The sequence below is a fragment of the Gayadomonas joobiniege G7 genome, assembly GCF_000300815.1.
GTDB classification, from domain to species: Bacteria; Pseudomonadota; Gammaproteobacteria; order Enterobacterales; family Alteromonadaceae; genus Catenovulum; species Catenovulum joobiniege.
This window is the reverse complement of the sequence record NZ_AMRX01000008.1, coordinates 607,976-628,597: the sequence shown is the minus strand read 5'-3', so window position 1 is coordinate 628,597 and position 20,622 is coordinate 607,976. Positions and strand designations below refer to the sequence as shown.

General features: G+C 41.5%; 13 protein-coding genes. 7 read left to right on the top strand and 6 right to left on the bottom strand.

The features are described from left to right. Nucleotides 1-62: 62 nt before the first annotated feature. From C727_RS0117200 to C727_RS0117190, 3 genes are all read right to left on the bottom strand, one after another. The gene (locus C727_RS0117200) at nucleotides 63-2,048 is read right to left on the bottom strand and encodes a glycoside hydrolase family 127 protein (protein WP_017446907.1); all 1,986 of its coding nucleotides are present in this window, start codon (nucleotides 2,046-2,048) and stop codon (nucleotides 63-65) included. A gap of 28 nt (nucleotides 2,049-2,076) precedes the next feature. Beyond that, on the bottom strand, nucleotides 2,077-2,736 hold the full coding sequence (locus C727_RS0117195) for a 2-dehydro-3-deoxy-6-phosphogalactonate aldolase (protein ID WP_017446906.1): 660 nt from the start codon (nucleotides 2,734-2,736) through the stop codon (nucleotides 2,077-2,079). Nucleotides 2,737-2,887: 151 nt separating this feature from the next. Next, entirely contained in the window at nucleotides 2,888-3,667 is a 780-nt protein-coding gene (locus C727_RS0117190) for a 3-keto-disaccharide hydrolase (RefSeq protein WP_017446905.1), read from the bottom strand. A gap of 198 nt (nucleotides 3,668-3,865) precedes the next feature. On the opposite strand from C727_RS0117190, the gene C727_RS0117185 reads away from it, so the two are divergent. Continuing rightward, nucleotides 3,866-4,693, top strand: a complete 828-nt coding sequence (locus tag C727_RS0117185; RefSeq protein ID WP_017446904.1) for an SDR family NAD(P)-dependent oxidoreductase — start codon at nucleotides 3,866-3,868, stop codon at nucleotides 4,691-4,693. Between the two features lie 3 nt (nucleotides 4,694-4,696). Here the strand turns inward: C727_RS0117185 and C727_RS0117180 are convergent, their stop codons facing one another. After that, entirely contained in the window at nucleotides 4,697-5,821 is a 1,125-nt protein-coding gene (locus C727_RS0117180; RefSeq protein WP_017446903.1) for a lactonase family protein, read from the bottom strand. Between the two features lie 334 nt (nucleotides 5,822-6,155). On the opposite strand from C727_RS0117180, the gene C727_RS0117175 reads away from it, so the two are divergent. Further along, nucleotides 6,156-7,217: a hypothetical protein gene (locus tag C727_RS0117175; protein WP_017446902.1), complete on the top strand. Its 1,062-nt coding sequence runs from the start codon at nucleotides 6,156-6,158 to the stop codon at nucleotides 7,215-7,217. A gap of 140 nt (nucleotides 7,218-7,357) precedes the next feature. Further along, nucleotides 7,358-8,461, top strand: coding sequence for a glycoside hydrolase family protein (locus C727_RS0117170; protein WP_017446901.1), 1,104 nt, complete (start codon nucleotides 7,358-7,360; stop codon nucleotides 8,459-8,461). A 60-nt stretch (nucleotides 8,462-8,521) separates the two neighbouring features. Here C727_RS0117170 and C727_RS0117165 read toward each other — a convergent pair whose 3' ends face one another. Next, nucleotides 8,522-10,102, bottom strand: a complete 1,581-nt coding sequence (locus tag C727_RS0117165; RefSeq protein ID WP_017446900.1) for an alpha-L-fucosidase — start codon at nucleotides 10,100-10,102, stop codon at nucleotides 8,522-8,524. A 185-nt stretch (nucleotides 10,103-10,287) separates the two neighbouring features. Here C727_RS0117165 and C727_RS0117160 point away from each other — a divergent pair, with 185 nt between their 5' ends. Further along, nucleotides 10,288-11,010, top strand: coding sequence for an IclR family transcriptional regulator (locus C727_RS0117160; RefSeq protein WP_017446899.1), 723 nt, complete (start codon nucleotides 10,288-10,290; stop codon nucleotides 11,008-11,010). Here C727_RS0117160 and C727_RS0117155 read toward each other — a convergent pair. Further along, entirely contained in the window at nucleotides 11,007-13,292 is a 2,286-nt protein-coding gene (locus tag C727_RS0117155; protein WP_017446898.1) for an FAD-dependent oxidoreductase, read from the bottom strand. The two genes, C727_RS0117160 and C727_RS0117155, sit on opposite strands and share 4 nt — an antisense overlap. 354 nt (nucleotides 13,293-13,646) lie before the next feature. Here C727_RS0117155 and C727_RS0117150 point away from each other — a divergent pair, with 354 nt between their 5' ends. Genes C727_RS0117150 through C727_RS19220 form a run of 3 tightly spaced genes read left to right on the top strand, consistent with a single transcriptional unit; the run spans nucleotide 13,647 to nucleotide 20,580 of the window. Next, nucleotides 13,647-15,086: a sulfatase-like hydrolase/transferase gene (locus C727_RS0117150; protein WP_017446897.1), complete on the top strand. Its 1,440-nt coding sequence runs from the start codon at nucleotides 13,647-13,649 to the stop codon at nucleotides 15,084-15,086. Between the two features lie 52 nt (nucleotides 15,087-15,138). Then, nucleotides 15,139-18,777, top strand: a complete 3,639-nt coding sequence (locus C727_RS0117145; RefSeq protein WP_017446896.1) for a TonB-dependent receptor — start codon at nucleotides 15,139-15,141, stop codon at nucleotides 18,775-18,777. A gap of 39 nt (nucleotides 18,778-18,816) precedes the next feature. Next, complete coding sequence (locus C727_RS19220) at nucleotides 18,817-20,580, top strand: Ig-like domain-containing protein (protein WP_017446895.1); 1,764 nt, start codon at nucleotides 18,817-18,819, stop codon at nucleotides 20,578-20,580. Nucleotides 20,581-20,622: the final 42 nt, after the last annotated feature.

Here is a 20,622-nt window from a genome sequence, read left to right as displayed (position 1 = left end):
TGAAGGCCTTTTATAGTTAGTGACAAGCTCAACGCGGTCAGATTATTATTTAAGTGGGCATTTTATGCCCAAACAACCGGCATAAATACCGTCATTTCTGCCGTTCCACGGTTACTCCATGCATAATAAGGCACAAACTGTAACGGATGTTTTTCAAAGCTGGCTTGACCAATTTTACGATACATTGACGATTTGTCAGCGTTGTCTTTACGAATTAACGCTTCGGTTTTAATCACATCAACACCCCCTAAAAAGTCGGCTTTCCGTTCAACTTGCAGTTCGCTGTTGGCTGACAGATAAACGTCTAAAACATTGGCATCTGTTGGTAAATCTGGTGTTTCAACACAATAAACCACTGGCCCACGTTTAATTGCGACCTGATTACGAATTTCTTCGATACGAGTATGACCTTCTATAAAAGTCGGCTCCATTGGAATGTCAATAATGATCACATCACCGGCTTTCCAAATTCGATTGATAATAGTGTAGCTGCTTGGGGTGGTCTCAATTGCCAGTTTTTCGCCATTCACCGAAATTTCTGCGCCATCAGACCAACCTGGAATACGAACAGCAATATCAAACGCTTCGTCTTTGCACGCCTCTACGGTTAACTTAATTAATCCATTCCAAGGATACTCGGTTTCTTGCGTTAATTTAATGTCTGAACCGTCAAGCTGTTTCGAATTTAATTCGTTACCGCCATATAGGTTAACGTACACGCCATTACTTCCCATGCTGTATGCCCAGCCGGATAAATTTGAGATGGTTCGTACCAGATTAGGTGGACAACAAAAACAAGATAAATACCCTTCCCGATCAGGTGTTTCGGTCACATCGGCATGCGCATCATAGTCACGTGTACCATGCAACATTCGTAGCGGGTTGGCATAAAAATAATCTTTTCCTTCAATGCCAATACCCGATAGTCCACTATTGTGCATCACTAACTCAATAATATCTGCATATTTGGCATCGGCGTGAATTCCTAACATACGAAAGCTGAACATGGCGTTACATAAATTTGCACAGGTTTCATTGTAAGCGGTTAAATTTGGCATCATATAGTCATCAATGAAACCTTCTTCGATCATGTCTCGGTTTACTGACGCGCCATAGTGCGTTTGCCCAACGGCCCCCGTCACATACATTTTTTTCTGGGTGACACTTTCCCATAAACGATCTAAAGCATCTAATAGTGCTTGTTCACCGGTCTCGGCATATACGTCTGCTGCACCTGCATAATAATATAGCGCTAACACGGCATGACCAACTGGATCTGTCGCTTCGCGTAATGGCGTTCGCTCTTGAACCATGTCACCAATTGGGTAACCAATTGTGGTGCTGTCATGCTCAATCTTATAAGTTCCGCGGCGATCGATAAATTTTTGCGCGAGTTTTAAGTATTTATCGTCGCCAACAGTACGGTATAGCTCAACTAACCCCATAATTTGGGTCTGGTTAAAACCAAATCGTTGAAAATGACGAGTATCAGGGTAAAAAATTGTATATAAAAGGTCGGCATGTTTAATCGCTAAATCTAAAAAGTTGTGCTGACCAGTGATGCGGTAATGAGCACAAGCAGTAATCAACAAGTGGCCTGTATTATACATTTCATGATATTTACGGTTTTCATATCGATCGGCATCATCCCGCAATTGAATTTGCGTTTGCAAATAACCATCAGGCTCTTGTGCTTTTGCCAAAATATCAATGTATTCATCTAGCTCTTTTAGCAGGTTTTCATTTTTAGTTAAACCATAAGCATATACTTTTGCTTCCATAAACTTATAAAAGTCGCCATCGTGCCAGTACATACCCTGATGTTCACCGTCTTTTAGGCCAGCTGCAATTTTAAAGTTATTTAACGCATGACCGATATCCCCGCACAATACATCCCCCATGTACGGGATCATCACGTCGATGGCTTTTTTAGTTTTATCAGCCCAGAAACCTTGGGTCCAACGGCAATCCCCAAAATTAATAGCCTTAAGTTTAACATTAGGGCTGTTTTCATTGCCCAAGATCGCTCTATTATACAAGTTGTTCATTTTTTAAACTCCGAAAGTCGGCTCGATATTATTTAAGCTGTTCAACACATTGCGAAAAACTGTGCACAAAGGATTCGGCCGCATTTGAAATGTCTGCCATTGTCATACTTGGTTTAAATAGTGCAGAGCCCAAACCAAACCCGCTAGCACCTAATTCAAGGTAAGGCAGCATACTCTCTACTGAAGGGTCTATACCACCTACCGGATACGTTAATACATTTTCAGGTAAAACTGATTTAAGTGCTTTAAACCCGTCTAAGCCAATCATAGAAATGGGAAACAATTTAATGCCAGTTGCACCCGCTGAAACTGCCGAAAACGCTTCGCTGGGCGTGACTACACCGGGAAAACAAATACAGTCACGTTGACGAGTTAGCGCAAGCACATCTAAATTTAAATTGGGGGTCACGACTAAATTAGCACCGGTCGCCAACACAGCTTCTGCCTGTGACAGGCTGGTGACAGTGCCAGCCCCTATGTATAGTTTTTTTCCTAGATCAGTTCGATAGTGATCCACCAATTTTTTAATGCTAATCAAAGCGTCAGGGCTATTTAATGGAACTTCTATTAAACTAAACCCTTTTTCAACTAAGATCCCGGCAACCTCCAACACAGTCTCGGGCGTTACCCCGCGAATAATCGCTATTAACGGCAAATGTTTGTCTGGCTTAAATAAATGACTGGCCACTTTCTATCCTCAATTAAATAAGATGCCAGCTAAAAAGCACTCATACTAATTAGCAAAACATATGATGTTTAAATTTAAACATAGTATGTTTCGTTTATCAATATTTTTATTAGATTTTACATAAAAGAAACAAAATGGACACGGACGATAGTTAATCGAGCGTTTTTATACGTATATTTTTAAACTCAATAGGGTGCCCTTCGCTTTGTAAGGCAATTCGGCCATTATGCAATTTTTGACCTTTTTTAAACAAACTTACATCATATCCTTTAATCGTCTTATTAATATTGACACTTGGATTGGCATATCTGAGTACCGTTTGTCCATTAATCTTTTGAATTACTTGGCCGTTATTAACAATGAGCTCTGCACTCACCCATTGACCAGATGGCAACGCTGGATACTCAGATTTTAAACAATGCGGTTTAAAAAGCTTACCTTGATACTCAATATCTGTACCTGGTGAGCACATATTACCTGTGGTTCGCCCCGGATTTTTAGGGTCGTCGGCTAATAGTTGCATCTCAACTGATACGGGCCAGTTTTGTTGTATTTTCATACTCTCAGGGCTCTGACTGACAAACATCACCCCACTATTTAGTTTGGCGTAACTTGGTGCATCCGTTAAAAATTCACCATAAAAACGGTAGTCAAACTTTAGATGAAAGTTTTGATACGACTCATTAGTATATAAATGTCCGAAGCGGTTGTTGAATAAAGGGTATTGTGCATAATTTACTTTTATGCTTTCACCATCAGCCACAAAGGTATTTGCAAAATTGTCTTCCGATTGATGTCCGTATATTTTTACTGTCCAACCAGAAAGATCTTTACCGTTGTAGAGGGGTTTAAATTGTTTTTCGTTGGCACTTAACCCTAGACTTGCAATCATCCCTGCTACCGCCAGTAATAATTTTTTATAATTGTGCATTTTAAATTCCTTGTTTTTAATCTTCGAATGTTCACAGTTTCATTTTGTCTACAGCAGTATATTTTTATTTCATTTATTTAACAAATTAACTGTTATTTTCAATAACATATTAAAACTGATTCTTGATTACTACTGATTATGGATTCATTAAATACTGCTATTCTTATCACAGGAATTAATTTTAAGGGGCATTTTCTAATGAAAAAGAACATACTGATCACAGGTTCAACCGACGGTATTGGCTTGCTCGCTGCAAAGCAGCTCGCTAAACAAGGGCATCAAGTTATTATTCACGGTCGCAACCCAGATAAACTTACTCAAGTTAAACAGCAAATGGACAACAACTTAGCAGTTAAGGTCACAGCATTCAGTGCAGACTTGTCTGACTTGACGCAAGTAGAAAATTTGGCTGAAAAAATTGAACAGAAAGGAATTAAATTAGACGTATTGGTGAATAATGCCGGTATTTTTAGAACTGATAAACCGTTAACCAACGAAGGCTTAGATGTGCGCTTTGTTGTAAATACCCTAGCACCGTACTGGCTGAGCAAAAAGCTCTGCAAAAAAATGGCTAAAAAAGGCCGCATTATTAACCTCTCGTCTGCAGCCCAAGCACCTTGGGATAAAGGCGCAATGCTTGGCCATACAAGGTTGACCGATAACCAAGCTTATGCTCAAAGTAAACTCGCTATTGCCGCTTGGACCTACCATCTTGCCCATCAACCGCTATACCAGGATATTGATTGGATTTCGTTAAACCCAGCGTCGTTATTAGGCTCAAAGATGGTCAAAGAAGCCTATGGCGTAAACGGCAAAGACCTCTCCATTGGCGCAAATATTATTGTTAAATTGGCCACAGATGCAACACTTGCCGCGCAAAATGGTCGTTATTTTGATAACGATATTGGACAATTTTCTTACCCCCATGATTTTGCGTTGCATGAGGCTAACAACCAAATGTTAATCGAAATATTAGAACATTTAGCTCAGCGTTTATTGCCTGAGCAAACGCGTCAGGCAGTTTGAACATTAGTGACTAAAAAACACGCAAATGGGGTTTGGCATGTTTTGCACAGCATGCGTTTTAAACTGTAGCTCGCCGGTTTTATCGTCAACTTTGAATACGGATAAGGTATTAGAGTCGGCACCGGCGGCAATTAACCAATTACCATCTGGGGTTAAATTAAAGTTTCTTGGCCAAGCACCACGGATAGGCTCCACTTCTACTCGCACTAATTTACCCTCTAAATTTCGACGAAAAACCGTAATGGAGTCATGACCTCGGTTAGCGGTGTAAACATAATGTCCGCTCGGGTGTATTCGTATTTCTGATGCTTTGTGCTGTAAGTCGCCTACTTTTTCTAACTCGGTCAAGGTTTCCACGTCTTGATCTATTGGTCTCAAATTACCTGTGTCTGCATCATAAGCAAAAGCAGAAACGGTCAATGATAGTTCATTTAACAAATAAACATTTTTTCCATCTGGGGTAAATTTCAAATGGCGAGGACCACTACCCGCTTTTATAGCAATTTCATTCGCCTGCTGCCATTTATCATTCGCCCCAATTTTATAAACGGTTACTACGTCTTTGCCTAAATCAACAACGAGCGCATGCTGTCCGTCCGGTGAATATCCCACCCAATGCGGATGCGGTTGTCGCTGCCGTTTTGGGTTGGCCATTGAAGCACCTGTATATTCGATGTGCTGGATACGTGATTTAATAATACCGCTTTCATCTAAACTATAAATGCTTACGCTATTACCACCATATTGAGCGGTTGCTAAAAAACGACCAGACGGATGTACGGCCAAGTGGGCCGCGCCACCGTCATTTAACAACTCTTGGTCAAGAGGAGTCAACTGCCCTTTTTCCGTAATTTTATAAGCCGCTAGAATCGGTTGTTTTTTCTCGCTACCTACAACGTATAACACTGAATTTTTGGGATGTTGTGCGATAAAACCCGCAGCATCTAATGTGGCGACTTGTTCAGGTTTAGATAATTGCCCTTTTTCACTGTCAAAGCTGGCTTGATAAACGCCTGCTTTTTCACCACCACCGGCAGCCATATAAAGAGTATGGGTTTGTGCGTTTAAAAACGGCGTGCAACTCAATAACAAAGCTGCCAAACTTTTTTTGATGTTTGAAGATTGCATGATATTTAAGGTCCTTTTAACCAGAGTAGATGTTACAAAGCAATTATTTAATAGTATCGGATATGTAATATACATGCTATCTGATAGGCCACTCTAACCGTTGATTTTTTGTTTTAGTATGAATTTTTGATGATTTACACCAAGATTTGATTAAATAGTATACAGCTCAATATTTTGTCGATAAGATGGTTTAAAAACATAAACAAACATCCGGTAGATGCACTTTAGGGTGTACTTGTGGTCAAGTGTTTATTCAAAACATGGATGGTAGTTTGGTTGCAGACGAGTTCTTTAAACCCAAACCAAAAAATGGTCGTACATCAAGGAGACACACATGGACACATTATCAAGATCAAGCCGTATTAAGGCGGTTACCCCCAGCTACAAAGTATGCAGCAGCCTGATATTTTTTGCCCTCGCTTTAGCCGGCTGTGGCAGTGACAAAAACACTAAAACCGGCCAATTTGTCGATAGCCCGGTTGAAGGTATCCACTATATTTCAGGTGATATCTCGGGTGTGACTGATAGTGAAGGCAAGTTTGAATATAACAGCGGACACACGGTTTCTTTCTATGTTGGTGATATTTTGCTTGGCCAGGCAAATGGTGATTCAATTGTTACGCCTGTTGATTTAGTTGCCGAAGCCGACAATAGTAGCCACCCAACCGTCATTAATATAGCGCGATTTTTACAAACCTTAGATGATGATGGTAACCCAAACAATGGTATTCGGGTTTTACCCCAAGTCAGTGAGCAAGCGACTGAAATCGGAATTGATTTTAATGTATCCACTGAAGATTTTGCAAATAATACCAATATTCAGCAATTGATAACTAAGCTTACAAAACTGACCAACGCGGGTCAAAGAGTCTTAGTTTCGGCTTTGGCGGCACAACAACACTTGCAAACTAGCCTGCTCAACTATCTTGAACCGACTAACGAAGATGACCCAGATAATCAGGGGCCGTCCGATGGCACTTATGCCAATATTAAATTATCTGGATCGGATGCAGTCATACTCGGACAAGAATTAGTCATTAATGACATTGCATATTTTGCCCCGAACGAACTTGGCAGCATGCAACCTGCCCTTATGATGATTGTTAGTAAAGGTTTATCAATCAAGGGGCAGGTCCCAGCACCAAATAGCGATTTAGACCCCAACGATTATTTTGTTATTAATGCCTTTGAGTATGGTATTTCTATGAGTGTTAATAAAAACGGGCAAAGCTATGACTATGTTTGCACGACGATTGCAAGCGACGCTATTCCACAGTGTGGTAGTGGTTTTGCTTTTGATGTTGAAAATAAAACACTCACGCTCAATAACGTTAACGTTTATAACGAAGATAATAATACCAATCTTAGTTTAACGGTCACCCTGAGCATAAATTAACTAACAAAGGTCAACGGCTGTTTTGTTCACCACAAAATTGCCGTTTTTCCCCAAACATACTATTTATTGTTACGGATTTTATTGGTTCAGCGGTTATTAGTGTATTAAACATCTAACTATTTTTAATAGAGATCGTCAATATGGACCAAAGCAAAACCTTATTATATTTTATTAAATCCCTCATTAAATTTTGGGGGGCTTTGTTATTTATCCTAATACCCTCCACCTCCATTTGCCATGCACAAGCATACAAATTTGATTTTGAATACCTAGGTAAAGTGTTAGAGCGCAAAAATACGCATATATGGGGCGCTTCACCTATTGTAGGGCCGGATGGCAAAGTTCATTTATTTGTGGCTCAATGGTCAACTAAAACGCAGAATAACTTTTCAGGCTGGTATAAAGATAGCGAAATCGGACACTATGTTGCCGAAAAACCTGAAGGACCTTTTACGTATTTAGGGAAAGCAGTGGCCGATTTAGATACCCAGTTTAACGCCCCTCACAACCCAACGATTAAACAGTTGGATGGCAAATATGTATTAACATTTATAGTGAACAGCGATAATAAACTATCGACCCAAAGAATTATTATGTACGTCAGTGATACGCTAGAGGGCCCATGGCGTCCGGCCAAAGGCGCTGAAAAAGATGGCACTATTTTACGAAAATCCAATCAAATAACGGACTGGAATTACCATGCAAAACTAGGGGTATCAAATCCCACCTTGATTAAAAAAGATGACCGATACTTTTTGTACGTTAAGTCGGTCATTAAAAAAGATCCGAACAAAAAATCAGGCGCTTATACATATGGACTAGCTATTTCAAATAATCTTGAAGGACCCTATCAATATCATTCTAAAGCCATTACACGTGCAGGCATTGAAGATGCTTATGCTTTTGAATTTGAGAATAATGTTTATTTAATGAGCCGTGATTTTGGTAATCTAAAAGGCGATCATGGTGGTGGGCTTTTATGGCGCTCCAACGATGGGCTATTTTTTGACGAATCTAATATCATGCGAAGTTTTGAAGCACTTGAACATTATGTTGGTAAAGACGCGTTAAAAAACTCACAAGTATACCGTGGGAAAATAAGTGGCCGCTTAGAACGACCACAAATTTTATTTGTTGATGGAAAACCTGCCTATATTTACCTAGCCACGGGTATTAACGACAGCAAAGATCATGGCAGTGCGTCCCATTTATTTAAACTAAAACCGCAAGCTTTAAATGAATAATAGTGCTGATAGATAGTTTGCTATAAAAATTATAAAAGGGGCGTAACCCGCCCCCTTTTATTAGTTACCAGGATCGTCCTCACCGCCAATGCCATACTCTTTGGCAAGCTTAAGGCTAATTTTATAACCAACAGCAAATTCATTCGGTATTTGTTTAGGCTTTTTAATTTTTAAACCATCAGGCGTTTGCTGCCATTCGACAGTTTGCGAGCTTCCTAACATGCTAATATTTTCGATCGCACCATCTAACAAAGTTAAATCAGAACCCAGTGTTTTAACTAAAATATCATCGCTTGGCTTATCCATTACAAACATATATAAAGTGTCATCCCCCTTGCGGGTAAAACGAATGTCCTTTTCGGTATAAGCAATTTTCTGCTTTTCTACTTTATGGCCACCACCTTTGATTCGCGTGGGTCCTTCACCAAAACTCTTCCAAGGACGAGTGCCGTATATACCTTCACCGTTAATCTTTAACCAATCGCCCATTTTAATCAGCATGTCTTGCATTTCTTGTGGAATGCTACCATCTGGATCAGGTGGTACGTTTAACAACATAAGACCATTTTTAGCGACAATATCAATTAAAATATCAACAATCTCATTTGGCTCAACAAATTTGGCGTTTGCTCGGTAAAACCAAGCACCCGGCGAGGTATCTGTCATCCAGAATTTGTCTTTAATCTTGTTTGGTCGTCCACGTTCATAATCGTGAACCCCAACCGACTCAGGGAAAGATGTGTTTTTATAGCTCACTACAACATCCTTGCCCCACTCAAGCCCTTTGTTGTAATAATAAGCGATAAACTTTTTACGATAGTCTTCATCTAACTCTTCCACCCACCAGTCAAACCAAACCACTTCGGGTTCGTATTTATCAACCACTTCTTTTAACTTAGCATACCACTCATCATGAAAGCGTTTGGTGGGTTTAAAGTCATCTAACGCATGTTGATCAGTATACAAATCAGAGGTGGCTTCGGTCGCATCAAACTTGTAAGCATTCGCATAATATACCCAAGTAAACGCATGGTGAAACGAAGTTAAAAACTTCATATCACGCTTTTCGATGGCCTTTTTTAATTCACCAGTGACATCTATACCGGTAAAATCTTTTACATTCCAACGAGTCACCTCACTGTCCCACATTGCAAAATTATCATGGTGCATTGCAACCGGACCTGCGAACTTAGCGCCTGATTTTTTAAATAACTCGGCCCAAGCTTCAGCGTCAAATTTGCTTGGGTCAAATAGTTCAATCACATCTTTATAACCAAATTCAGATGGATGTCCATGTAATTCGGTATGGCGTTTGAAAATTTCAGATGGGAAAGTTTTACCGTTTTTAAATCGCTTTTCGCCGGTTTTCCAGTTATATACTTCGTCCATGTAAAGATTTAAGCCATACCAACCTGCCCCACGTTCATGACCTATATTTGCAGTAGAAACAGGCCCCCAATGAGCATAAATGCCTAATTTAGCGTCTTGAAACCAATCTGGTACTTCATTCACTTGTGCAAGATCTTGCCAATCTTCAGCATACTTTTTTGTTCTGCTTTGCTTGTCATTTGCATTCGCTGTTGTAACACCAGAACCCAGCAGGCCCAAAGTGACCGCCAATGCAGTAAAGGTTAATTTCATCTTATAGATCCCATTCCACGAAAATACTTTTAACAATTTTATTTCAACACAACAAAAACATCAAATATAAATTACATAATTTATATAGTAAATTTACACACAATATTTTATGATTGCCAGCTAAACTTGCGCCAGCCCTGATAAATCTATAAATTACAGCTTTAATCCCTTGATTATTCATCACTATGACAGATAAGAGCAAAGTACAACTAAATCAAAGTTTAATCGACGGCATAGCAACCTTGCAGGAGTTAGCCTTGTCTGAAGATCCCGTTGGCTGTCGTGAGTTAGCACGGCGTTTGGGTATGGAGCCGACCAGGGTTAACCGTTTATTGCAAACCCTGGATCATATTGGTATTGCCCGGAAAACGGCAAAACGCAAATATACTCCAGGACCTGGCATGCATGTTTTATCAACGCAAGCGATGTTCGCCTCTGGTCTATTAAAATCTGTCATTAAACCATTGGAATCACTAAGAAAATACGGTTTAACAGTCGCTATGGGCATGTTATGGCGAGATCATGTCAGTTATTTATATCATGCCGACCCAGGTATGGATGCCACTGAAGCCCTTGGCCGTGTAGGCATCTACCCCGCCACAAAGGGCGGCGTAGGTATGGCGCTATTGGCGGAGCAATCCGATCAAGCAGTGAGTCGTTTATACCAAGATAAAGAAATTGAAGGCTACGCAAGCTCATCCGAGTTATTAAAACAACTAGAAGAGATTCGCGAACAAGGATACGCTTATGTGCAAACAGCGGAAGAACACTACACTCTTGCGGTTGCAGTCGGTCAACCCGCCTTTTGCGCAATTGCGTTTTCAGGCTGGATTGCCCCCTCTATGGTTGATGAGTTGGTCAATCCACTACGTGAAATTGCCGAAGTCATCAACCAAATTCCTCACTAAACGATAAACTCAACATCAAACAGGCTTGCAGGTACTTGTGAGTCTGGATGATTAACTTGTATCACAAGTTTATCAGTTGTCACTGGCTGCTCGAAGTAAATACGGTTTAATGACTGATAATTTCCAGTCACTTGCGCTAATAACTCCCCCGCGCCAGTCAATATTCGATAATCAGTCACGGTAAACGGCATTTTAGTTTCTGGGTGTTCCATTAGCACCGTCTCTAATGCATGATCGGCGTCAGCATCAAAGTACAATTGCACACCTTTAAGTGTTTGCGCTGTTTTCCAAACAAAACTCAAACTAGGTGCTTCGTCGGCTAAATCGGCAACCCAGGCATTACTGCCAAGCCATGGCCGCATATGCCCATTTGCCAAATTGTCCACTGAGAATATCGGTTTTTCAGGCGTCATTGTAAAAGCAATGTTATGCCCCAGCGGGCGCCGTTCTGGCGTCCAAAATTCAAAACTTTCTATCCCTGAATTGGCTGGCGGAATTTGTTTTCCTTGATTTGACACAGCTTTATGTACTTTATTAAACACACTCATCAAACCTGTGATCCTTTGTTCACTGGTTTTGATCTCGATTTGTGGATTTTGCAAAAAGCACACAAATACATATTGTTGCTCGGTCACAACATCCGAAAAATCTAATTTTATTTGTTGCTTACCTTTTTTAAGGTCAAGCTTTAAGCACTTTAATATGACATCTGGGGTGTAATTTTGGGCTTTTTCACTCACTCTAAATTCCACCTGCATCTCGCTTTCAGCTAGTGCATTTACGTCCACGCTTATTTCACCGACCTCACCTCCCGGTAGCGGTAATAACTGAGCGACGGCTTGTTTTAGAGATAGCCAAGGCCCATTGGCAGGTAGTTTAGATAGCGTTAAACTACTTGAAGCAGTCACTTGTGCTTGTTTAAACGTTTCACTTTTTTGCAGCGGAATACCTGCAAGACCATGACCATTTAAATTGAGTCTGTGTTGCAGTTGTTGCATTTTTTCAGGCTCAAGCAGTGCGTTTGGCTGGACATTATGCTCGACACACAGCGCGGCTGCTTCACCTATCGCTTGTCCGCCGTGCGCACAAGTGATCATCACCCGCGTAGAGCCAAAAGCCATATGAGTTGCACTGATAATACGGCCACCTAAAAACAAATTATCTATGTCTTTGCTGACAAAACAGCGATAGGGAATTTGATACACACCTTTGGCATGAAACTGAGTACAAGCGGGTTTGTTAGTAAACAAACCTTCTGCCGGATGTAGGTCAATTGCCCAACCACCGTATGAAACCGCATCATCAAAGGTTTTTTGCTCAACAATATCGCTTTGTTTAAGCATATATAAACCTTCAAATCGACGGCTTTCACGTTTACCAGGAATAGTGCCAACCCATTCTAGCGTCAGGTTATCAACGTCTTCGAATTTTCCACTATTTTTAATATAATCCCAAATGCCATATACGACGCGCCAAAGTTCCCATTTAATCTCTTCGCTTTCGTGAATAGTGTCCTTGATACCACCATATTCGAGCCACCAAAATTTACAACCACTATCGCGTGCGCCAATGTTTTTTGATCTTGGCATGGCATCAATTTCGTCGGCAGAATAAGCAAAAGATGGAGGCGTATAAGTGACTTTTTCGGCCACTTTTTTACTATAAAAGAATAACGAATGACCAAGCAATTCGTTGTTTTCTTGTTCTGGGGCCAGCTTTTCATCAAATTCATGACGAGATTCACTACCAATTCTAAAGGCTGCGCCGGCACTAAAAGCCAATAGTCCATCGCCAGTGCAATCGGCAAACAATGGCGCTTGTAAGTTGTAGCGAGTCGAATTTTGACTGCAAAATGCCTGCAAGGATTTAATCAGACGCGCTTCTTTTTTTTCTACATACAAAGCTGCGGTATTTAGCAACAACTGAATATTTTTTTCTTGATGGACTTTATCAATTAAAATGCTGTCAAAAATCAGCGGATTACCCGCACTATTGCGATTGAGGTTATCTAACATTATTTCGTTAATGACCCCGCCTTCTCGTGACCAACGGTTATTATTGCCCATGTGAGAGGTCGCACCAAGCGCCCATAATCTAACTTCGCTAGAGGCATTCCCCCCTAACACAGGACGGTCTTGTACCAATACAACCTTTTTGCCCGCGCGCGCTGCCGTTATTGCACAGCAAACACCCGCTAATCCTCCACCGGCAACCACAAGATCTGTTTCGATCGTTATTTCACGGTGTGACCTTTGTTGCTCTGTAAATTCGCTTTTTATCATACCTTATATCCACAGCTTGAATGATTTTGAATCTACTATAGCAACATTTAATTAAATGTAAACAATTTACCTAGTTGTGTAGTCATTTTTTGAAATTGCACGCAGTATTGACTAACAAATTATCGTTGCTTCACTGGATGACGAATCACAATGCGGTATTGCCACTAATCACTTACCTTTGCTACCTAGAACGAGGCGGCAAATCTCAATATCAGCAGCTGAGAAGCTGAAATAAATTCCGCCCTTAGAGTTAACATAAAAAAAACATTTGATACATATTGCATATAAATTAATCCTATGCTTTAATTTCATCTTAATAAACATATGACGTTTACACTTTTCACAGGAAAGACAATGAGAGTTAAAACTAAATTGCTTTTAATTGCCGCGGCGGCTCTAAGTATTTGCCAAGTACAGGCAAAGCCTACACAGCCGAATATTTTGGTGTTATTTGCTGACGATGCGGGTTATGCAGACTTCGGCTTTCACGGTAGCAAAGTGATGCGCACGCCTAACCTAGATAAGCTGGCTGAAGAAGGGATCATATTCGATCAAGCTTATGTCACTGACCCAACCTGTGGCCCATCGCGTGCGGGTTTAATTACGGGAAAATATCAGCAGAAATTTGGCTTTGAAGAAAACAATGTGCCTGGCTACATGGATAAAAATTCAGCGCTTTTAGGCGACGAAATGGGCCTTCCGTTAGATCAAAAAACCATGGGCGATTATTTAAAAGCACTCGGTTATGCCACCGCCTATTACGGCAAATGGCACTTAGGGGGGGCCGACCGATACCACCCAACTAAACGTGGTTTTGACGAGTTTTATGGTTTTCGTGATGGTCAACGTAGCTTTTTTCCTTATACAGCAAAACGCCGAGCTCACTCACACTTGGCTTATTTGGAGCGTGGTTTTGGATTTTATCAAGAGCACCAAGGCTATTTAACTGACGTTTTAGCTGAGGATGCGAGCCAGTTTATTAAACAGCAAGTTAAAAAGAACAAACCATTTTTTGCTTTTGTCTCTTTTAATGCAGTTCATACACCGATGGAAGCCACAGAAGAAGATTTAGCTCAATTCCCGCACCTATCAGGAAATCGAAAAATAGTGGCAGCGATGACGTTAGCATTAGATAGAGCCAGTGGCCATTTATTAGATACCTTAGAAACGTTGGGCGTTGCTGATAATACCATAGTGATATTCACGAACGACAATGGTGGTCCCACCGACAAAAATGCATCTGATAATGCGCCTTTTAGTGGCACTAAGTCAAATCACCTCGAAGGCGGTTTACGTGTGCCTATGATCATGCGATGGCCAGCCAAACTTAGCGGAAAACAAAAATACCACTACCCTGTTATGACGTTCGACCTGCTGCCCACGTTTTATGCCGCGGCAGGCGGTTCAATGGATCAGTTAACCGATATTGATGGCGTTAACCTGATTCCTTATCTGCAGGGCGAAAAACAAAACCGACCACATCAAACCTTATTTTGGAAAAAAGACGTACGAGCCACAGTACGCGATGGCGATTGGAAACTGGTTAGATACCCAGACCGACCCGCCGAACTTTACCGGGTTTCCAGTGATGAAAAAGAAGTCCGCAATTTGGCTGCTGTCTACCCGGATAAAGTCAAAAACATGTTTAAACAATTGTTTGACTGGGAATCCAGTTTAGATCGCCCGCTATGGTTATTAAAACGCAAGTTTGAAAACTACGACATCGACCGAATGGATAAATACCGCTGGAAAAAACAAGACATTAAAGCGGATCAACTCAGCATTAACCCTTAACACCTTGGGCCAAGCTTATACTTGGCCACAACAAACGCAAGTGGAGAACACCATGCAGAACATTTTTAGACTAAGTGCAGTGACGCTAGCGGTAGCAGGCACATTCGCCAGCTTCTCTTCAGTCGCAGCTGAATCGGCTCAAAATGAAGATCTAAACGCAGATGAAAACATAGAAACCATAGAGATCACTGGATTTAGAGGGAGTTTACAAAAAGCAGTCAACGCTAAGCGCTTCTCGCAAAGTGTCAGTGACTCGATTCACGCCGAAGACGTTGGTAAATCAACAGACCAGAACATTGCCGATGCCTTATCCCGTGTGACCGGTGTGACAGTGCAAGACGAAGGGGGTGAAGGAACTCGTATTAGCGTGCGTGGCGCAGGCCCCTCATTGAATCAAATCTCGATTAACGGAGTAGCGTTAACCGGTGGTTTTAACGGTGGTACAGGTAACCCATCAGCAGACCAAAGTGTCGACTTAAGTGCATTTTCATCAAATATACTCTCATCAATCGATGTCATCAAAACCTCTGCAGCGGATCACAACGAAGGTTCGTTAGGTGCTAACGTCGTTTTACGTACGGTAAAACCATTAGGTCTAAACAAACCAAGAAGAAACCTGCAAGCTGAAGTTCGTTACAATGATTTTTCTGATGAACATGATTATTTACTGAGTGGTAGTTTTTCAGAAAAATTGCTCGATGACTCACTTGGTTTTATCATCACAGTGACAAAAGAGCAGATTAAAAGCCGCCAAGACAGAATCAATACCAGTTGGATCGATGGTGCAATTCAAATTGAAGATTTAGAATCGAGCACAGGTTTAAAAGCACATGATACTGCAACCGGAAAATACATACGTATTTTGCAAGAAGGCCAAACGACAGATGATCTAACGAATTGGGATCCGGACACTCAAGTCGCGCATCAAGGTGATCTCTTTGTATTAGCACGCAACACCACAAACATGATGTTAAATACAAATGTTAACGATCGTCTAACTCTAAACACTGGCTTACAGTGGAAACCAAGCGATTCTACTGATATTCAATTAGACATCACTCACACACAAAGAACAACTGATGTTGAAAACCACACGATGCGACTTAACCATGCACCGGCGGCTGGTTTTAGTAGCGCAGATCCAATTGCTGACTTTAATCGAGTTAACATAGCAACACAAACGTTAGAAAAATCTCTCGGTCGTACCCAATCTGGTATGTTTAATATCTCAACCGGTGAAACTGAAATTGAAACCAATGTTGTTTCTCTCAAAGCCGAACACTGGTTAACAGAAAATCTAAAAGCTGAACTAACCGGCGGTTATTCTAAAACGACAGATAAAACCGACAACTTTATCGGTTTAACGTCTGCCACTTGGGGTACAACCACCGGCGGTATTATTGAAAACATGCCAAGTGAGATTTTAGAACCTATTGGTTACGACTGTGATGGCTCTGAATGTAGTTATTTTTCGGGGACTCAACAATCAGTTATCGATCCGTTAGATGGAAGTATTAGCTATGCAACGAGCCGCTTCAACCCATTCGATTTACAAGCTAACCATCTAGGTGCATTGAATTTCCGTAACAATACGCAAACAGATACTAACAAAACGCTTTTTTTAGACTTTGACTGGTTGTTAAACTTTGATCACTTCACTAAAGCAGAATTTGGAGTTAAATACTCATCCCGTGAAAAGGATGTTTTTACACAAAATGAAACCATTAACAACGGGCAAACGGTTGTTGACGAAAACGATGCCAATCTTAGTTATTCAACCGAGGGCATGCAATCGGTCACCGCAGCGGATATGTTAAGCGGGAATGCATTCCCGTATGCTGATTTTGCAGAAGGTTTAATTGCAGATCGCAGCAATGACTGGTTTAAAGGCTGGCCTATGTTAGACCCTGCAAAAGCGATTGCCGAAATTACCCAAGCTGACGCAGGTTCAATCGGGGTAACCCCTAACCGAGCGGGTACCCGTAACATTCAAACTGAAACACTCGCAGCTTACGGTAAAATCAACTTTGAATTTATTGACGGACGTTTGACCGGTAATTTAGGCATTCGTTATGTTGAAGATAAAAACGAAGCCAGTGGTGTGGGTAGTGTTGACTTCTATAAAAATCCGCATGTAATGGACCCACATGATTTACTCATTGTCCGCCGCTTAGCCGACATCGAAGGTTCAGAACCTTGTCCAGAGCCGGGCGTGCCACTGCCTGGACCCGATGGAAACCCAGATACGCGCTTCGGTTTAGCGGCCGATGAGCAGCCAAGTGGGTGTTGGGATTGGGCGATCACGCACGGCTACGATTTTAGAAACCAGAACACCACTCCATGGACAGCGAATGAAGGCTGGCGTTTACAAGATGCCAACGGTAATACAGGGCCGGATGTTAACCGTTTAGTCTGGGTTGATTATTCTGGTGCGACGCCAGTGGTGGTGACCAATAATCCATTGCCGAACCAGATTTATGATATTAATGGAGAACTGGTTGATACGGTTCGAAACAATCACAGACACTTCAGCCAAGCAGGTCAAGTTTGGCAATACTTAGATTTAACCACATCAGTCACTGGGCCTAACGGCAACCAAGCAAACTCTTATTTGCGCGAGTCCTCTAATTCAGGATCTGCCAGCAATAGTTTGTGGTTACCTAGTTTAAACCTGAACTATGCAATTAACGCAGAAATGATCGGACGTTTTGCTGTGTCTAAAACCATGGCTAGACCAAGATTTGATTCATTAAACCCACGATTAGCGATCAATGAAAACATTTGGCAACCGGCAGCAACAGGTCAAGTGGGTAACATTGCACTGCAACCACTGGAATCTAAAAACCTTGATATATCATGGGAATGGTACTTTAACGACACTGGCTTATTGTCTGCAGCGTTTTTTTATAAAGACATGACTAACTTTGAAGAAACAGTCAACACACCGTTTCACTACCGAGATATAAGAACCGACTACAACCCAGAAAACTTAAATATCTTATTACCGATTAATGAAAGTCGCCTCCCCGGGGATGAAGACAACTGTATGCCACATAGATATGCAGCGTCGCAAAATAATGCGTGGGCAGTTGAGTGTCATCAAGCTAACTTAGATGTCATCACAAATGGTGAAGGGGCTACTATCGGTGGTATCGAATTAAGTTATACCCAAAACTATGACTTTTTACCTGGTTTATTATCTGGTTTAGGTCTAAGTGTGAATTACACATACCAAGAATCTGAATCCGATGCTGAACAAGTTGGGAATAGCGGACGCACACTCAAACCTTTACCACAGCCTTTTACCCCTGAACATAGCTCTAATACCGCTTTATTCTGGGAAAAGGATGGTTTGGAACTCCGTTTAGCTCATAGATACAACAGCTTGCAATTAGTAGATCGTGGTTTAATTGGTGGCGCATCCTGGATGGAACCAACCAACAGATTAGACTTTAGTTCTACCTATAAACTTAACAAAACGCTGACGTTGACCTTTCATGCGACCAACCTGACGGATGATAAAAGACGTGTTTTTTACACCAGTTCGGAAACCGCCAACATTGACGATTTAAGTCAAATTGTTATGGACGAAGGCAACGTAATGGAAAACAGCGGCATTACTCAAGAGCGTACTTTGTCGGTATTTAGAAACGGTCGTCAGTTCCGCTTAGGTCTACGCGCGTCATTTTAATCTGTTAAGTTTTTAAACGAATAATTTTGGAGAAGTAAGATGCATAACAACTTACTAAAAAAACCACTTTCTATCCTTATCGCGGCGGCCATGTTAACGGCCTGTGGTAGCGAAGAAGGTTACGATGCTAAATTCAATGCAGCAAATGCAATCGAATTGAAAGACGGCGGCATCAGTGCCGAAATGAATGAATCAAGTGGCTTGCAATACGTCGACCTGCTTGCCAATGCGAACGTAAACGGAAAACCGCTGAGCCAGTACAGTGGCACCGTATTATTACGCAACTTTGAATTTGGTGGGGCGGAAGATCTCTTACCACCGCAAAAAGAAGGACTGTCAGATAACCAAGATATCTCTCCTTTTGTTATAAAAAACAATCGGCTTGAAGTGGACACCGATGCGTTCGCCGATATTCTTCGTCGCTGTGAAACCAGTGAACTTAATCCAGCCAGCTTTACCTATCAAATAAGCTACAACATAGACAATGGGTTTGATTATGATGGCGATGCGCCTTTACAAACATTAAACTTGACGCTCAATGCAGTAGACGACCCACTTGAGGGAGTCATGATCAACACCAACGATGTGCCAAGAATCGACGTTGCTGCTGGTGGTACTATGCAAGCTACGGCGACGCCAGTGCCCTTTTATGCCTGTGATTATATTTTTGAATGGCGCATTGAAGACGAATCACTTGCAACCGTGGACGAAAATGGTCTTATTACCGGCATCAAACCCGGAACGACCAATATAACGGTTACCGCACGATCAGATGAAGAAAGCACACGCCGCTTTAGCCATACGGTTTCATTAAAAGTGGTTGAAGCACCTGTTAACGTTGCATCAATTAACATACAAAACAATGCTCAGGTTCGCCAAATGCCCACCTGCAGTGCAACGCCGTTTAAGGTAATACCTCAAGCCCAAACTGATACTCAAATTGGAGGAACTTTTGTTTATGATTGGTCAGCCAACGATGCAAGTGTCGAATTAGTCAATACCCTTCAGCTTAGCAATTTTTCTGAAATTGGTTATTTTAGAACTGAAACATTAGACTCAGGCGTAACAGACAAACAGGTAAATGTAAGTTTAGCTACGGTTGAGGATGCACAAGCCTCATTTGAGGTCGTTGATAACCTTGCCTGTAACACAAAAAACTTAGATCCCCGTTACGTTGATATGTCGTTTGATGATAATACTCAGTTTAATAACAATGTACGCTGGTGGTTTTTACCTGGTTATGCTGCAACAAACTTAAAAGCAGACGGTATCGCTGGCAATGCAATTGCTTACACTCTGCCAGATGGTTATACAGGAGAAGTGGGTATGTACTACTCAACTTACCAAAAAGGTCCAACTGGCAATAGCTACTTTGCAGCTCAGTTTGGCATTGCTAAACCGCAAGCAGAAGGTGGTTCTTGGGGACTCGAATTTAAAGCAGGTATGTGGGTAAAAGTGGTCAGAGCCGATCCGAGCAACACAGATGAAGTGACCTTACGTCATCATTTATTAGCCTGGGAAACGTCTGATGTTAAAGGCAGCGAAGCGCGTGCAGCCCGCCGTGCAAATGGTCCTGAATTTGTTGCCAAAGTATCACCAGGTGAATGGCAGTACGTAGAGTTTAAAGATCAGCTGTGGGACGATAACCCTGACACCACAGCCGATTCGTTCACCATTCCTGAAACCTGGGCCGATATGAATTCAGGCGGCGACATTGCTGTGTTACCTGAGTTTTTGCTTGAAGGAATGACCCCAGGCGATCGAATCTTCTTCGATGACTACACTGTGGTTGAAGTTAAATAACTCAAATTAGCCCGGCCACGCCGGGCTTTTTAATAGGATTAT

What these genes read in the sequence shown, in the direction of transcription:
- C727_RS0117200 (WP_017446907.1), bottom strand. Translation starts at nt 2,048, where the DNA reads ATGAACAACTTGTATAATAGAGCGATCTTGGGCAATGAAAACAGCCCT.
- C727_RS0117190 (WP_017446905.1), bottom strand. Translation starts at nt 3,667, where the DNA reads ATGCACAATTATAAAAAATTATTACTGGCGGTAGCAGGGATGATTGCA.
- C727_RS0117185 (WP_017446904.1), top strand. Translation starts at nt 3,866, where the DNA reads ATGAAAAAGAACATACTGATCACAGGTTCAACCGACGGTATTGGCTTG.
- C727_RS0117180 (WP_017446903.1), bottom strand. Translation starts at nt 5,821, where the DNA reads ATGCAATCTTCAAACATCAAAAAAAGTTTGGCAGCTTTGTTATTGAGT.
- C727_RS0117175 (WP_017446902.1), top strand. Translation starts at nt 6,156, where the DNA reads ATGGACACATTATCAAGATCAAGCCGTATTAAGGCGGTTACCCCCAGC.
- C727_RS0117170 (WP_017446901.1), top strand. Translation starts at nt 7,358, where the DNA reads ATGGACCAAAGCAAAACCTTATTATATTTTATTAAATCCCTCATTAAA.
- C727_RS0117165 (WP_017446900.1), bottom strand. Translation starts at nt 10,102, where the DNA reads ATGAAATTAACCTTTACTGCATTGGCGGTCACTTTGGGCCTGCTGGGT.
- C727_RS0117160 (WP_017446899.1), top strand. Translation starts at nt 10,288, where the DNA reads ATGACAGATAAGAGCAAAGTACAACTAAATCAAAGTTTAATCGACGGC.
- C727_RS0117155 (WP_017446898.1), bottom strand. Translation starts at nt 13,292, where the DNA reads ATGATAAAAAGCGAATTTACAGAGCAACAAAGGTCACACCGTGAAATA.
- C727_RS0117150 (WP_017446897.1), top strand. Translation starts at nt 13,647, where the DNA reads ATGAGAGTTAAAACTAAATTGCTTTTAATTGCCGCGGCGGCTCTAAGT.
- C727_RS0117145 (WP_017446896.1), top strand. Translation starts at nt 15,139, where the DNA reads ATGCAGAACATTTTTAGACTAAGTGCAGTGACGCTAGCGGTAGCAGGC.
- C727_RS19220 (WP_017446895.1), top strand. Translation starts at nt 18,817, where the DNA reads ATGCATAACAACTTACTAAAAAAACCACTTTCTATCCTTATCGCGGCG.